A 15,389-nucleotide genomic window follows, 5' to 3' on the forward strand; every position below is an offset into this window, starting at 1 on the left:
TCCTATGCACAGGCCGTTTGAAAAACCGTGGCAGAAAAAAGAAAACCTGATCATAAAACAGAAGAAACCCGGCAAGCCGCCTGTTCGCCAACGGGCGGTTTTTTTTCGGCGCAGCGGAAAGCGCAAGCGCTGACAAGGGAGGGATTCAGGTATGGACTATGTGTATTTCACGGACGAACAGAAGCAGCGGGCCAACTCCGTGGATCTGGTGGATTTTTTGGAGCGTCAGGGCGAAAAGCTCGTCCGCTCCGGACATGAGTGGCGATGGAAGCGCCATGACAGCGTTACCGTCCGCGGGAACGAATGGTTCCGGCACAGCCGCAAGGAGGGTGGCCATGCCATCGACTTTGTGCAGGAGTTCTACGACATGAGCTTTCCCGAAGCGGTGCGGTGGCTCCTGGGCGGCGAGAGCGGCGTGGAATGGAACCAGACGGACAAGAACTCTCCGACACCGAAAAAAGAGTTCGCTCTTCCAGATGCCAATCCAGACATGCGGCGGGTATTCGCCTATCTCATCAAACAGCGTTTTATTGATCGTGAGGTGCTGTCCCGGTTCGCCCATGAAAAGCTCATCTATGAGGATAAGCAGTATCATAATGCTGTGTTTGTCGGGCTGGATGAAAACGGGATTGCCCGGCACGCCCACAAGCGCGGCACCTATACCCAGGGGGAACCATATAAGGGGAACGTGGAGGGCAGCGATCCCCGGTACAGCTTTCACTGGACCGGCAAAAGCGACAGACTGTACGTCTTTGAGGCGCCGGTGGATATGCTGTCCTTTATCACACTGCGCCCAAAAAATTGGATGAATCACAGCTATGTCACGCTGGACGGCGTGTCGGAGCACGCCATGCTCCGACAGCTGGAGCTTCACCCAAACCTGCAAAAAGTCATTCTCTGCCTGGACCATGACGAGGCGGGCATCGAAGCCAATGGGCGACTCCGGGACATTTTGGCAGAACGAGGATATACGGATACCGAAGTCTTGCAATCCGGCTGGAAGGACTGGAACGAGGACGTGAAGGCCCTGCATGGGATTACCCCTATCCCGGCGTCGGAGCATCCTAAACTGAAACTTTTACCGAAGGTATGCGATGAGCTTTCCGGCTTGTGTGAAGCGCTTGCTTCGCAGAAGGACATCCGTGCCTTCCTGACCGATTGCACTCAGAAGCTGGAAACGGCGGTCGCATCCGGAAAGGTAATGCCTGAGAATACTGGCATAGCCGTGGACAGGTTGGAGTGCATGGCGGCAGGCTCCCTGCTGCTTTTGAAAGACCTGTGCCGACAGATGGAACGACCCGTGACCGCGGAGCAGCTGGTGTGCAGGCTCCAGTCGGAATACAAACCCCATGAGGACAGAGGCTGGCTGCGTTCCAGAATGGAGGACATCCGGCGCGATTTGGCGGACATCGGCAGGCAAATAGACACACCCGGCATCCGTAGCGAGGACGATATGCGACAGCTCTGCCGGTCTTACCTAAACCTCGCTCTGGACTGTGTCAAAGCGCGGATGTTCATGGAGTTGGAATCACCCGAACTGATTCCGGAACAGGAGCAGGCCGTAAATTTTACGATGAGCATGTAGGACACGCTCCCTCCTAAATTATATTTTTATTCTTGATTGATTTCATGCTAAAATTGCGTATAATATTAGCATGAAACAAAAATTGAGAGAGGTGAGCCTGCATGTACGCGGAAACCCTGCAATCCCTTTGCGAACAGAGCGGCGGCATCCTGCTCACAAAAGATATTGTCAACGCCGGCGTTCCCAGCAGTTATCTGACGGCATTTCTTAGAGAAGGCAAACTGGAGCGTGCCGGTCACGGCGTGTATATCACGCCAGACGCGATGGAAGATAAAATGTTTACCCTGCAGGCCCGAAAAACCCGGCTGGTTTATTCTCACGACACCGCCCTGTATTTGCACGACCTGACCGACCGCGATCCGCTGACCTACAGCGTGACGGTGCCGACTGGTTACAACACCAAGCGGCTGACGGAAGAAGGGCTCAGCGTGTTTTCCATCAAGCCGGATTTATTCGGGCTGGGAATCACCGCGGTGCAGTCACCCTTTGGCAGACCAATCCGGGCTTACGACGCGGAGCGCGCCCTGTGCGATATGCTGCGCAGCCGACATCAGATGGACGGCGCGCTTTTCCCGGAAGCCCTGAAGCGGTATGTCCGAAGAAAAAATAAAAACATTCCCCTGCTGATGCGGTATGCGGAATCGCTCCGTGTTGACAAACTGCTCCGGCAGTATCTGGAGGTATTGCTATGAAAACATCCCGGCAGCTTAACGCCCTCATTCGGAACATGGCAAAGGATAAAAGCATCAACGCGCAGATCATTCTCCGGAACTTCATGCTGGAGCGTCTGCTGGAACGGATTTCCCTGTCCCCTTATCGGGAGAACCTGATTCTAAAGGGCGGCATGCTGGTTGCAGCCATGGTGGGGCTGGACACCCGCGCCACCATGGACATGGACACCACGCTGAAGGGATACCCGCTGACCGAGGAATCCGTCCGCTCCGTTTTTGCGGATATTCTTGCCGTCCCGGTTGAGGATCATGTAACCCTCACGCTGAAAAAGCTGGAGGAAATCCGCGATGAAGCGGAATATTCCGGCATTCGCGTTACGCTGGAGATGCTCCTGGACGAAACAAGACAGACCCTCAAGGTAGACATCACAACCGGCAACCCCATCACACCGGCCGCGGTCGATTATTCCTTCAGGCTGCTGTTCGAAGACCGAAGCATTCAGATCAAGGCATACAATCTTGAAACGGTGCTTGCGGAAAAGCTGGAAACCATCTTCTCCAGAAGCACCGCCAACACCCGTATGAGAGATTTTTATGACGTATATGTTTTATGGAACACGCGAAGAAGCGATATCCGTTTTCCTGTCATGAAGGAAGCGTTTGAGCGAACGGTCAGAAAAAGAGAAAGCGATTTTCTGCTGCGCGGCGGTATTCCGGAAAGTGCGGAGGCGCTGTCCGGCAGCAAGGAAATGAAGGAGCTATGGACCCGCTATCAAAAGAAATATACCTATGCCGACGACATTGCCTGGGAGGACGCCGTCGCCGCGGCAAAGGAATTGTATGAGAACGCCATGGCTGTGACTGAGGACTATAACATAAAAATAATCTAAGGGAAAAAGCCGTCGAAGCATGATGTGATCATCTCTTCGGCGGCTTTTTGCTGTCCAAGGCAAGGAGGTATCGTATGCAAACATCCCAAATTATTACCCTGATCGCTGCCGGACTCACCATGTTCGGCGTCATCGGCTTTTTATCCCTTCTGGCTCATTACTATACTCTGAACGGCATCAAGTCCAAGACCGTGGGCGATGGCCAGCATGGTACGGCGCGCTGGGCAACCAAACAGGAAATTAAAAAGACCTATACGGAAGTCCGGTTTGAACCGGAAAAATGGCGCAAGGGAGAGAACCGGCCTACGGCGCAAGGATTGGTGGTCGGCTGGCGAAAAGCATCGCTGTTCGACAAGACGGCTCCTCGTGGCTACGCGCTGGTGGATGACGATGATATCCACTGCCTGATGATCGGCGCGGCCGGTGTTGGCAAGACCGCAAATTTCCTCTATCCGAACTTGGAATACGCCTGCGCCAGCGGTATGTCATTCATCACCACTGACACCAAAGGCGATCTTTACCGCAACTACGCTGGAATCGCAAAGGATTATTACGGCTACCATGTGGCCGTCATCGACCTGCGCAACCCCACCCGCTCGGACGGCAATAACCTGCTCCATCTGGTGAACCGATACATGGACCTGTATCTCGAAAATCCTGATAATCTGGCGTACAAAGCCAGAGCGGAGAAGTATGCCAAAATCACAGCCAAGACCATCATAAACTCTGGCGGCTTCGACACTGCCTCAGCCGGACAGAACGCCTTCTTCTACGACGCGGCCGAAGGGCTTCTGACTTCCGTCATCCTGCTGATTGCCGAATACTGCGAGCCGAAGCAGCGGCACATCGTGTCGGTGTTCAAGCTCATTCAGGATCTGCTGGCTCCCAGCGGCGTGAAGGGCCGCACATTATTCCAGATGCTTCTGGCGCACCTGCCGGACGAGCACAAGACCAAATGGTTTGCGGGAGCAGCGCTGAATACGGCGGAACAGGCCATGCAGAGCGTCCTGTCAACGGCGCTCTCCCGGCTCAACGCTTTTCTCGACTCCGAGCTGGAGCAGGTACTCTGCTTCGACACCGCCATCGACGCAGAAAAGTTCTGCACGGAGAAAAGCGCCGTCTTCCTCGTCATGCCAGAAGAAGACAACACGAAATATTTTATTATTTCACTGATCGTCCAGCAGCTCTACCGGGAGATTCTATCCGTAGCCGACGAGTACGGCGGGAAACTGCCAAACCGCGTGATGATGTTTCTCGACGAAATTGGTACCATTCCCAAGATCGAGTCAGCCGAGATGATGTTTTCCGCCAGCCGGTCACGCCGGGTATCCATCGTCGCCATTATCCAGAGCTTCGCCCAACTGGAGAAAAACTACGGCAAGGAAGGCGCTTCCATCATAATCGACAATTGCCAGGACACCGTATTCGGCGGCTTTGCCCCCAACAGTGAATCGGCGCAGATTCTCTCAAAAGCCCTCGGCAATCAGACTGTAATGAGCGGCTCCATCAGCCGCGGAAAAAACGATCCCAGCCAGTCTCTGCAGATGATTGAGCGTCCGCTGATGACGCCGGATGAACTCAAATCCATGCCCAAAGGCCGGTTTATCGTCACTAAGACAGGAGCCTACCCGATGCGCACCCGGCTGAAGCTATTTCTTGAATGGGGCATTACCTTCGGAAAACCGTATAAGATTGCGGAGCAATCCGCCCGAAAGGTGGAGTACGCGAACCGGCACTCGCTTGAGGAAGAAATCATCCGGCGCAACGCCGCGTGCGAAGCCGAACCGGAGGAAAGGCCGGAATCTGACTCTCCTGCTTCCGGCGGTATTCAGCACACACCCGCATTGGAGCATAAAACGCCGGAACAGCAAAAGTCCTCGATACGGATATAGCGGGAGGCGGTTTGATGAGCTATTTTTCCTCGCTCTATTCCTCGGAGCTGCCCCACCGGGCAAGGGCGGTGTACATGTATTTGCGCGACCGGGCTGACCGGGACGGCAAATGCTATCCGGCGATTGGTACCATCGCCAAGGAGCTGAAGCTGTCCCGCAGCACCGTTAAACGCGCGATTGCCGACCTTGAAAAAAGCGGTTACCTGCGCAGGGAGCAGCGCTGGCGGGAAAACGGCGGAAAGAGCAGCAACATGTTTTATCTGACGAAGGTCGATTCCAGTTAGCACCGAATAAATAACCTTCCCTCCAAGGGGGCATTCTGCCCATACGCTGGACTGTGGTACGGTTCATGGTGAACCATCAGTGAAGGTCCCACTTTAACAGAAAGCTAACGTCAGAGAAAAACAATCTACTCTACAGGAAAGGGCCATCTTCCCGAAAGAAGATGGTCCTCTGCTTATTTCGTGTCCAGCAATGCCTTGACAGTTGCCATGACTACCTGCAGATCCCGCTCATCACATAGTTGGATCATATGGACGATATGCTCCCTTTTCTTGTCTGCGTGTTGGATTTCAGGATAAAAGATGGTATCCGCGGATATTTTCAGGGCGCGAATGAGCTTAAACAGTACTTTCATTCGGGGCTGTTTATTTTCATTTTCAATAGCCATGATGTACCGTGTTGTGACGCCAATCTGTTCGGCAAGAGCGTCCTGTGTCATTCCAGCAGCCAGTCTTGCGTCCTTGATCGTTTGGCCATAGTTATTCAGTAATTCATCCACTGTCAGTTCACCTCCAAGAAAATTCTACATTGGAGGGGAAACAATGAGAACGTACTGGCAGTGACTATTGTGACGAATAAATTGTAACGTGCTAAAATTAGGTTGTAAATAAATTAACTTTTGATTTCTTACCTTTTTTCTCGCTTGACTTTTTCAAAAAATTTTGTTAATCTAAGATCATAAAAATAAATAATGCATAACGACACATGTTGAGCATTGCTCGTAAATCTGATTACGGTAAATGCTTCGCATGTGTTTTTTTATGCTGAAAGAGGTATTTTTATATGATTTCTACTAAGCCTAAAATGATCGTTATCGTTGCTGCTTTCGCTGCATTTCTGGCAACCTTTAACGAAACATTCCTCAACGTAGCCTTTACACCGATTATGACCGACTTAAATGTAGGCGTATCCACTGTCCAATGGCTTGCCACCGCCTATATGTTGGGAGCCGCCGTTATGGTTCCGGTATCGGCTTTTATGTACCGCAGGATACCAACCAAGCCCCTATTTCTGTTTACCACCAGTCTGCTTATAGTCGGTAGCGTGATTGGCGCATTAGCGACCAGTTTTCCAATCCTGCTCGCTGGGCGTATCGTTCAAGCTCTTGGTACTGGTATGCTGATACCCATCGGTATGAATATCACGCTTGAAGTCGCGCCCCGAGAGAAACTTGGTACTTACATGGGAATTATGGGAGCCATGACGACACTTGGGCCAAGCTTAAGTGTTATTGTGGCCGGGATCTTGCTTTCATTCTCTAATTGGCATTTGCTCTTATGGGTATTCGCTGGATTGTCCGCGCTCTGTTTTATCAGCGGAGCTTTCATGCTCACCAATGTTGCCCATCTTACTCATCCGAAACTCGACTTTACGTCTGTTGTTTTGATTAGCATAGCACTTATCGGAATCCTGTATGCTGTATCTACAATTTTCTCGGGCAGCGTTACAGTGGCGATAATTGCAGCCGTTATTGGCGCCTTTTTGCTATACTTGTTCCTCAAGCGTCAAAAAAAGCTTTCGCAGCCGCTGATTGACCTGCGGCCTCTGAAAGTTAAGCCGTTTTCAATAGGCGTTATAATCAACATGATCTCGCTTGTGGTGATTTTTGCTATGAATATTATCATACCAATTTACATGCAGAGCGCAATGGGGGCATCGTCGCTGGGGGCTTCGCTCACACTGTTCCCGGCCATTATGCTGTCCTGTATAATTGCCCCAATAGCGGGGAAAGTTTTTGACAAGCATGGGGCAGGTGTTCTTTTACCTTTAGGTTTTGCAATGATCTGCCTATTTACCATAGCGTTGGCATTCTTACATACTTCCGGGTCGTTTGTTATTCTTGCCGTTTTATATATACCTGTTATTTGCGGTTCGGCACTGATCATCGGACCTGTGCAAAGTTTTTCCCTTTCATATCTTGACTACGAACTTAACCCACACGGTGTTACAGTAATGTCTACCGGTTTCCAGATAGCTGGTTGCATAGGTTCATCTCTCTTTACTGGCGTTTACTCTGCTGTTGTTGCCTCCAGGATGGCCTTTGGCTCCGATGCTTTTTCTGGAGCCAGTGACGGATTTATGATTACAGGTTTACTCGCAGCCGCATTTGCTTTGGTTGGCCTTATTTTGGCTCTATATACGAGAAAGTTTAATTGTGAATCGGAGAAAGTTGAGCCGACAGGAATACTCCGCTCCATCATGAAAACAAATGTTTATACGGTAAGTGCCGATGCAACACTCTTAGATGCCATGAGACTTATTACAGAAAAGGAAGTCAGTGGCGTACCGGTAATAGACAATGTTAAAAATATCGTTGGCTTTATCAGCGATGGCGATATATTGCGCTATCTTGCAAAAAAACATCCGTTATTTGAGAATGCCTATTCTCTCGCTGCTATGAGCGGAGACGGTTTCGACAAAAAGCTTTTGGAACTTATGAATATAAAAGTAATTGATGTAGCCGAAAAGAAAGTTATTACAACGGATGCAAATGATGATTTAGGCGACGTTTGTCGTATTTTGAGCGAATATCATCTAAAAAAGATACCTGTCATGGAAGATGGTCGCATGATCGGTATGATAAATAGCAGTAACATCACAAAATACGCCATGAATGCCTGTATCTCAGCCACGGCCATAGCAAAATAATCCTGCTATAAAAGCATGGAGAGGCGAAAGAAAAACTGCTTCGTCTTTTCATGCTTTTATATTGTCCAATACGAACTTGCACAAATTTAAGTATTGTACTATATGCGCATATTTAACGAATTTTTTAAACCTGCTTTTTTTGATTTGCGCTTCATTGTTCAAAAATGATAAAATTAGAATACAAAAGGGAGGCTAAAAAGCTATGAAACGAATCAAAGCAGCATGTATCGAGCAGACGATCCATTTCCAATTGAAAGAGGATTTGGGCCATGCGGCGGCAGTTCATGCCGTTAAGGATGAGCTTGAGCACTACAAAACTCAGCTTAATCGTAGCCGAACAAAATACAAGATCGTAGAGGAAATCGCTCAACCGGATGATTCCATCATTATTAAAATCAAGAAGCAATACACTGGGCATAACTGTGGAGATTATCTTGATTAATAATACTAGGGGAGAAGTTAAATATGAAGCGAGTTAAATACGCCTGCTTGGATCAGACAATTCATTTTCAGCTTAGAGAAGAATTGATTGGGCATGAGGCCGCTGCCAGAGCGGTCAAAGACGAGCTGGCACAATTCAAAGCGCAGCTTGAGCGTAAGCGCTCAAAATATAAGATCATTGAGGAAACTGTTCAACCTGACGATTCCATTATTCTAAAAATCAAAAAGCAGTATAACGATTATGACTGCGGAGATTATTTGGCATAGTTATTTTCTTGCTATGTAATTTTCAATGAAAAGAGAAATCGTTGTTCCAAAAGGAGAAAATCTCGAAGTCACAATTCTTACACAAAAGAAACCTGCGTATATTATAACGAGTAAAAATAATGGAGCCGCATGGGTATATTTACAGTGTTGGTCCTGATGGGCAGCTCAAAAAGCTACATACAGGTACGAATCCCACTGATCTTGAAAAAAGGTCTTTTACTAAAAAGTGAGGCTGTTGAAGTAATTCAGCAGTCTCACTTTTTCATGTAGCTATTCATCTGTAAAATCATCTTTTGGGCCATTTGTGGTGGTTTTTGGTGTTACCGAGGTTAATGCAGAAGGATCGGCTTGCGCTTTTTGTACGATCTCAGCTTCAAGCGCCCGCGCTTCGTCCATGTGCTCTTGAAAATACTGCTTTGCGGCTTCGCGGCCCTGTCCTAAACGTGTTTCTTCCATAAAGAACCATGATCCGGACTTTTGAACTAAATCAAGCGCCAGCCCGACATCGACTAGCTCACCTGCTTTTGAAATCCCTTCGCCGTAAATGATGTCAAATTCAGCCCGGCGAAAAGGCGGCGCAACTTTGTTTTTTACCACTTTAACGCGAGTGCGGTTTCCGATGATTTCCGTTCCTTGCTTAATTGGCTCAATTCTCCGAATATCGAGCCGGACGGAAGAATAGAACTTTAGAGCGCGCCCGCCGGTTGTGGTTTCGGGATTGCCATACATGACGCCGATCTTCTCGCGTAGTTGATTGATGAATATGGCAATGCAATTTGTCTTTGAGATGCTGCCGGTCAGTTTTCGCAGTGCCTGACTCATAAGCCGCGCGTGGAGTCCCATATGGCTGTCGCCCATATCTCCCTCAATTTCGGCCCGTGGAACAAGCGCGGCCACCGAATCTATCACGACGACAGACAGCGCTCCGGAGCGGATCAACGAGTCGGTAATCTCCAACGCCTGCTCCCCATCGTCCGGCTGAGATATCAGCATATTATCCGTATCCACACCCAGCGCGTGGGCATAGCTTGGGTCAAGCGCGTGTTCGGCATCGATATAGGCAACCTCTCCGCCCAGCTTTTGCGCTTCGGCCACGATATGTAAAGCGAGAGTTGTTTTACCGGAAGATTCAGGGCCATATATCTCGACAACTCGTCCCCTGGGTACGCCGCCGACTCCCAAGGCCAAGTCCAGCCCAATAGAGCCGGTCGGCAAGACATCTACTGAAAGCTGCGTTCTATCTCCCAAACGCATAATTGAGCCTTTCCCATAGACACGCTCGATTTGCGTGATTGCTTTCTCCACTGCCTGTTTTTTATCCAGGGCAGGTGCGGCGGACGGAATGGGACTCCTATCTGATGACATCTATCATGTCCTCCTGTTCATAAATAAGCAGGAACCTTCCTCGCTATTTTTTTACTTCATCAGGTGTATAACGCCCTTCCGTCACATATTCCGCAATCAAAACACACTGTTCCAAGTCCAGCTTTGTCTGTCGAAAGCTTGCCTCCAAAATGTTGAATGATTCCAACGATGAATGGCGCATATCAGATTTGTAGAAACTGGTTTCGTGCGCAACTGCTTCATTGAACTCGCAACCGTTCATTTTACATTCATTAAAGTGACACTCGGTAAGATCGGAACCGAAGAAGCGAATATTGCACAGATCAACCTTATGGAAAGACTGCTTGCGCAGTACGGTATAAGACCAGTCGCCGCCGATGATCTGCGCAAGCCCGCACTCGGCATTTAAAAAGTCCGACCCTGTCATCTTACAATCTTCCAATGTTGTCGCAAAAAACGAGGCGTTATTAAATTTACAGGACAGAAAGGCGCAATCCTTTATTGTCACACCATTCAGTCGCGCATTTGTGAAATCGCAGGACTCAAATGTACAACCATACATCACATCTATTTCCGAAAAATCTGTCCAACGGAAGTTACACTTGTCAAATTTCACGCGGGACAATTCAGATGCTTCTATCAGTTCCTTTGAAAAGTTATAGGACGAATAGGAGCTTTTTTCAATTCGCACTGTTAGTACTCCTTATATTTACGGCTTTTATTCATGCAGGCTGATTCTCTGTATCAGATATGGTGTTGTTTCTCCATATAAGGTGCCAGGGCGCGAAAGCTGCCTGCCGCGAAAGCTGCTGCCATATCCACTTCGGTTCCGGCTGTTCTGAGCTTTTAAGATCACCGGGTCAATCGGAATGTCACGGAGCCGCTTATCCTGCCTGAGTACATTGAGTGTTTGTAATACAGGGTCGATTAAATCCGTATCGGTGAGAGTAAAGGCATGGTAAGCTATTTGTTTGCGGAGCGTTGTAAAGGTAATGCCGATATTGCACCATGGCATTTCATAGGGTTTGCGAGCAATCAATATATCCGCCTGATAGGATATTTCGTCGATCAGAACAGTAAAGACATCTTGTAACAGCAGCTCTTTGTAAAGAGGCTCCTGCTGTTCATTGCATCGTTCAAACGAATCCATAAGGTCAATCGAGCGAAGCTTTGATCTGTATTGCACGGTCAGGCAATCCTCCGTCATTTATCAGTACCTTCTTCGGCGAGTGCCGCATCCTCCGACTGTTTCTTGGGCTTAGCCGGTGTCTTCCTCTTAGCGGGAGATTTTTTCTTCTTTACGGTGGCGCGTTTTAATTCAAGTAAGGCACGACGTTCTTCCTCACGGCGTTTTTCATCTTCCTCCGCGCGCTTCCGCCGTTCTTCTTCCATACGCTCCTGAATCTGGCGCAGTTCATCGTCCATCTTCTCTTTAGAGGCTGGATTGCATAATGTCAAAAACGATTCAAAGGCGGAGGGATAAAGAAATTTTTTAGTGCCATACCTTTCACAAAATTGTACCGTTACAGTCGTCATGGTTTGATTGATAACCGTTCCAACCCCAAACTGATGGTGGCAAACTTGGTCATGTATTACATTCATTTATCATGATCCCTCCGTTTCTCTTCAACTCTCTCAGCGATATATTCAGGCACTTGATCTTTTGGAATATTAAGCGCGGCGGCCAGCTCGCCAAAGAGAAGGTCTTCCGCTCGTTTCATGAATTTTTCATCCACGACTCCAAATTTCCGCTTCTGTTGCTCTGCAAACTGTTTTTTTGCATAGATGGACATGGAAAGTTCTATTAAATCCGAGCAATCGTGTGTGCTCAGTGACGCCTTATAATGTTCCGCGAGCTGATTTAGATCACGATTATGGTAAGCTTCCACCCGAATAGCAGGGATCATATCAATAAGCCTCTCCGCCTCGCCCTTCGAGATAATTGGCCGCATGAATATCTTTGTTGTAATGACCGGTGTAAAAATAGTGCAATTCTGATATAAGGGTTCCAGAACATAAAAAAGCTGTTTTTTGTCCTTCCCAGCCAGCTCTTGTGTCGTAATATCCGCAACTTTGCACACGCCTGTGCTTCCATAAAGAATTAGATCTCCGACCTGATACATTTTTTCATGCTACCTCCAGGTTTTTGCTTCGTTATCCGCCCAAGGGCGGGTACCTCCGTAATATTTTTGGGCGATACGTTCCTGCGTTGCTTCGTCTAATGAACGCAGTCTTTCCTGTGCTTTTTCCAGACTGTTTTGTCTCTGATAATAAGAGCATTTGACTCCGCTGCATTTCTGGACATTGAGCCATCTGCATTTTCCATTTTCAAGCAGCCCACCGCAGTCTGGCAGTTTTAATAACTCAGGATTTGAATAGCGGGTAAGCGCTGCCATTAAGTTCACCTTATTTCGCCAATAAACATTTTTTTAGAAATTGCCCGGTATAACTTGCTGAACAGTATGCAATCTGTTCTGGCGTACCGGCAAAAACTATATTTCCGCCCTGGTCTCCGCCCTCCGGACCAAGATCAATAATCCAGTCGGCGGATTTTATTACGTCCAAATCATGTTCAATCACAACCACGGTATTTCCAGCATCCACCAGCTTTTGAAGGGTGTCCAGCAAAATATGAATATCGGCCATGTGCAGACCGGTGGTCGGTTCATCAAGGATGTAGATTGTGGCACCGGTTGCTGGCTTCAGCAGTTCCGCCGCCAGCTTGACACGCTGTGCCTCACCGCCTGACAGCGTAGTGGAGGATTGCCCTAATCGGATATAGCCCAATCCCACATCACAGAGCGCCTGTATTTTACGCCGAAGCTTTGGAATGTTCTCAAAGAACGCAAGCGCCTCGTTCGCCGTTATATCAAGCACTTCTGCGATGTTTTTCCCTTTAAATCGGACTTCCAATGTTTCGCGGTTATACCGCTTGCCCTTGCAGACATCGCAGGGAACGTACAGATCGGGCAGAAAGTGCATTTCGATTTTGATGAGGCCGTCGCCGCAGCAGGTTTCGCAGCGCCCGCCGCGCACATTGAAGGAGAACCGGCCCGGGCCGTAAGCCCGAGCTTTGGCTTCGCTTGTAGAAGCGAACAACGCTCGGATATCCTCAAATAAGCCGGTGTAGGTGGCGGGATTTGAGCGTGGCGTCCGCCCGATGGGAGACTGGTCGATATTGATTACCTTGTCCAGATATTCCAATCCCTCTATGCGGTCGTGTGTCCCGGCTCTGGCCCTGGCATGATTCAGGTCGTGCGCCAGCTTTTTATAGAGTATTTCGTTTATAAGGCTGGATTTGCCGGACCCGGACACACCGGTCACGCAGGTGAAGGTTCCAAGCGGAATCTGCGCATTGATGTGTTTCAGGTTGTTCTCAGCCGCGCCGTAGATGGAAAGCATATGTCCGGTTCCGGTGCGCCTGTGCGCCGGAACCGGAATGCTTTTTTGCCCGGAGAGATATTGTCCGGTGATAGAGCGCGGTTCCGCTAATATGTCTTTCAGCCTGCCCTGCGCGACAATTTCACCGCCATTTATACCGGCACCCGGCCCGATGTCCACAATCCAATCCGCCTGTAATATGGTATCCCGGTTGTGTTCTACCACAATTAGCGTGTTTCCCAAATCGCGAAGCTCTTCAAGTGAGGACAGCAGTTTTTCGTTATCACGCTGATGTAAGCCGATGGAGGGTTCGTCAAGAACATATAGGACGCCCATCAGACCGGAGCCTATTTGCGTCGCCAGCCGGATACGTTGGCTTTCACCGCCTGACAGTGTCCCCGCCATGCGGGAGAGGGTAAGGTAACTAAGACCGACCTTTTGTAGAAAATCCAGCCGCGCGCGGATCTCTTTCAGAATGGAATCCGCAATCTTTTCCTCGGAGGGTGTCAACGTCAAGCTGTCGATAAAAGCTCTCGCCTGCAATATGGTCAGCTTGCAAAAATCCGAGATATTTTTGCCGCCCACTGTAACACTTAACACAACGGGACTGAGACGGTCGCCGCGGCAATCGGGACAAGGCTGTGCCGACATGTAGCTCTCCAGCTCCCGGCGTGCCTCGTCGGACTGCTGTTCCCGATACCGCCGCTCCAGGTTGGCGACAATCCCCTCAAACGGGCGGGATGCCGACCGAAAGCCGCCATAGTTTGTATAAGAGATATCCAAGTTTCCTTTTCCGGTGCCGAAAAGAATAGCATCCAATGCTTCCTGCGAAAGCTCGCGGAGCGGCGTATTCACCGTGAAGCCGTATTTTTTCCCGATCGCGGTGTAATAGGCGCAGCTTATGGAACCCTCAACCGCGCTGCGCCAGCCGCTTGCGGCGATAGCGCCCTTACTCAGCGGCAGATTTTTGTCGGCGATGACAAGCTCCTGGTCAATTTTCAGAAAAAAGCCAAGCCCGGAACAGGTTTTACAGGCTCCATAAGGACTGTTGAAGGAGAACATCCTTGGTGAAAGTTCCGGAAGAGATATTCCACAGTCAGGGCAGGCGTAGCTCTGTGAGAACATCTCCTCAGTATCGGTCTCCGTTTGCTGAATCACCACAAGGCCATCTGCCAGTATCAGAGCCGTTTCAACCGAATTCGTTATACGGAGCAGATTGTCGGCTTTCACAACGAGCCGATCAACAACAACATCTATATTGTGCCTCAGATTTTTATCCAGTTTGATTTCCTCTGACAGATCATAAATGGAGCCGTCCACGCGGACGCGGACATAGCCTCCTTTGCGGATATTCTCAAGCAGCTTTTGATGCTCTCCCTTTTTTCCATGAACTACGGGAGCCAATACTTGAAAACGGGTCCCTTCCGGCAGCGTCATAACCCGATCAGCAATCTGGTCAACCGATTGGCGTTTGATCTCTTTTCCGCACTTCGGACAATGAGGAATACCGATTCTTGCCCAAAGCAGACGCAGATAGTCGTATATTTCAGTTACCGTCCCTACAGTTGAACGGGGATTGGCAGAGGTGGATTTTTGCTCTATGGCGATTGCGGGCGAAAGACCTTCGATTGAATCCACGTCAGGCTTTCCGCGCTGCCCGAGAAACTGCCTAGCGTAGGAGGACAGCGACTCCACATAGCGCATTTGTCCCTCCGCATAGATCGTATCGAACGCAAGACTGGACTTTCCGGAGCCGCTGACGCCGGTAAAAACGATCAGCTTTTCCCTGGGCAGCGAAAGGCTTACGTTTTTTAAGTTATTCTCTCTCGCTCCGGATATCATAATGAAATTGTCGTTATCAAGCTTTTCGGCGTTCTTTATTGAAAATTCCATAGAATATCCCATCTCCGGCTATGTCAAAAATTAAAAAGCATGTAACTCTGACAACAGGACTTACGTTCGTCAGAACTACACGCTGCAATTATAT

16 protein-coding genes are annotated in these 15,389 nt (G+C 49.2%); 8 read left to right on the forward strand and 8 right to left on the reverse strand.

The features are described from left to right. Positions 1–151 precede the first annotated feature (151 nt). The 5 genes from HCR03_RS15025 to HCR03_RS15045 all read left to right on the forward strand — a co-directional run bounded on the left by HCR03_RS15025 (position 152) and on the right by HCR03_RS15045 (position 5,322). The gene (locus tag HCR03_RS15025; protein ID WP_187035155.1) at positions 152–1,585 is read left to right on the forward strand and encodes a DUF3991 domain-containing protein; all 1,434 of its coding nucleotides are present in this window, start codon (positions 152–154) and stop codon (positions 1,583–1,585) included. Positions 1,586–1,686: 101 nt separating this feature from the next. Then, positions 1,687–2,277, forward strand: a complete 591-nt coding sequence (locus HCR03_RS15030; protein WP_187035157.1) for a type IV toxin-antitoxin system AbiEi family antitoxin domain-containing protein — start codon at positions 1,687–1,689, stop codon at positions 2,275–2,277. After that, positions 2,274–3,146 (forward strand): nucleotidyl transferase AbiEii/AbiGii toxin family protein, encoded by an 873-nt coding sequence (locus HCR03_RS15035; protein WP_187035159.1) that lies wholly within the window; start codon positions 2,274–2,276, stop codon positions 3,144–3,146. The genes HCR03_RS15030 and HCR03_RS15035 overlap by 4 nt, the downstream gene beginning before the upstream one ends. Before the next feature lie 74 nt (positions 3,147–3,220). Next, entirely contained in the window at positions 3,221–5,038 is a 1,818-nt protein-coding gene (locus HCR03_RS15040) for a VirD4-like conjugal transfer protein, CD1115 family (RefSeq protein ID WP_187035161.1), read from the forward strand. A gap of 14 nt (positions 5,039–5,052) precedes the next feature. Continuing rightward, positions 5,053–5,322, forward strand: a complete 270-nt coding sequence (locus HCR03_RS15045; protein ID WP_187035163.1) for a helix-turn-helix domain-containing protein — start codon at positions 5,053–5,055, stop codon at positions 5,320–5,322. Positions 5,323–5,495: 173 nt separating this feature from the next. Here HCR03_RS15045 and HCR03_RS15050 read toward each other — a convergent pair whose 3' ends face one another. Further along, positions 5,496–5,819: a helix-turn-helix transcriptional regulator gene (locus HCR03_RS15050; RefSeq protein ID WP_187035165.1), complete on the reverse strand. Its 324-nt coding sequence runs from the start codon at positions 5,817–5,819 to the stop codon at positions 5,496–5,498. 284 nt (positions 5,820–6,103) lie between these two features. Here HCR03_RS15050 and HCR03_RS15055 point away from each other — a divergent pair, with 284 nt between their 5' ends. The 3 genes from HCR03_RS15055 to HCR03_RS15065 all read left to right on the forward strand — a co-directional run bounded on the left by HCR03_RS15055 (position 6,104) and on the right by HCR03_RS15065 (position 8,677). Next, positions 6,104–7,969 (forward strand): MFS transporter, encoded by a 1,866-nt coding sequence (locus tag HCR03_RS15055; RefSeq protein WP_187035167.1) that lies wholly within the window; start codon positions 6,104–6,106, stop codon positions 7,967–7,969. 202 nt (positions 7,970–8,171) lie between these two features. Further along, positions 8,172–8,411 (forward strand): M14 family metallopeptidase, encoded by a 240-nt coding sequence (locus HCR03_RS15060; protein ID WP_187035169.1) that lies wholly within the window; start codon positions 8,172–8,174, stop codon positions 8,409–8,411. 23 nt (positions 8,412–8,434) lie between these two features. Beyond that, the gene (locus HCR03_RS15065; RefSeq protein ID WP_187035171.1) at positions 8,435–8,677 is read left to right on the forward strand and encodes a hypothetical protein; all 243 of its coding nucleotides are present in this window, start codon (positions 8,435–8,437) and stop codon (positions 8,675–8,677) included. A gap of 270 nt (positions 8,678–8,947) precedes the next feature. Here HCR03_RS15065 and recA read toward each other — a convergent pair whose 3' ends face one another. From recA to uvrA, 7 genes are read right to left on the reverse strand one after another with little or no spacing between them, the layout of a single operon-like run. Beyond that, the gene (recA, locus tag HCR03_RS15070) at positions 8,948–10,042 is read right to left on the reverse strand and encodes a recombinase RecA (protein WP_187035173.1); all 1,095 of its coding nucleotides are present in this window, start codon (positions 10,040–10,042) and stop codon (positions 8,948–8,950) included. 43 nt (positions 10,043–10,085) lie between these two features. Further along, the gene (locus tag HCR03_RS15075; RefSeq protein WP_187035175.1) at positions 10,086–10,712 is read right to left on the reverse strand and encodes a pentapeptide repeat-containing protein; all 627 of its coding nucleotides are present in this window, start codon (positions 10,710–10,712) and stop codon (positions 10,086–10,088) included. A gap of 27 nt (positions 10,713–10,739) precedes the next feature. Continuing rightward, complete coding sequence (locus HCR03_RS15080; protein WP_187035176.1) at positions 10,740–11,228, reverse strand: hypothetical protein; 489 nt, start codon at positions 11,226–11,228, stop codon at positions 10,740–10,742. Next, entirely contained in the window at positions 11,225–11,623 is a 399-nt protein-coding gene (locus HCR03_RS15085) for a hypothetical protein (RefSeq protein ID WP_187035178.1), read from the reverse strand. Before HCR03_RS15085 ends, HCR03_RS15080 begins: the two co-directional genes overlap by 4 nt. After that, the gene (locus HCR03_RS15090) at positions 11,620–12,144 is read right to left on the reverse strand and encodes a CarD family transcriptional regulator (RefSeq protein ID WP_187035180.1); all 525 of its coding nucleotides are present in this window, start codon (positions 12,142–12,144) and stop codon (positions 11,620–11,622) included. Before HCR03_RS15090 ends, HCR03_RS15085 begins: the two co-directional genes overlap by 4 nt. 9 nt (positions 12,145–12,153) lie before the next feature. Then, positions 12,154–12,417 carry a hypothetical protein gene (locus HCR03_RS15095; protein ID WP_207727252.1) on the reverse strand — a complete coding sequence of 88 codons (264 nt, stop codon included), beginning with the start codon at positions 12,415–12,417 and terminating at the stop codon, positions 12,154–12,156. A 10-nt stretch (positions 12,418–12,427) separates the two neighbouring features. Beyond that, the gene (gene uvrA, locus HCR03_RS15100; RefSeq protein ID WP_187035182.1) at positions 12,428–15,295 is read right to left on the reverse strand and encodes an excinuclease ABC subunit UvrA; all 2,868 of its coding nucleotides are present in this window, start codon (positions 15,293–15,295) and stop codon (positions 12,428–12,430) included. Positions 15,296–15,389 lie beyond the last annotated feature (94 nt).

Source organism: Caproicibacter fermentans (genome assembly GCF_014303955.1).
GTDB lineage: Bacteria > Bacillota > Clostridia > Oscillospirales > Acutalibacteraceae > Caproicibacter > Caproicibacter fermentans.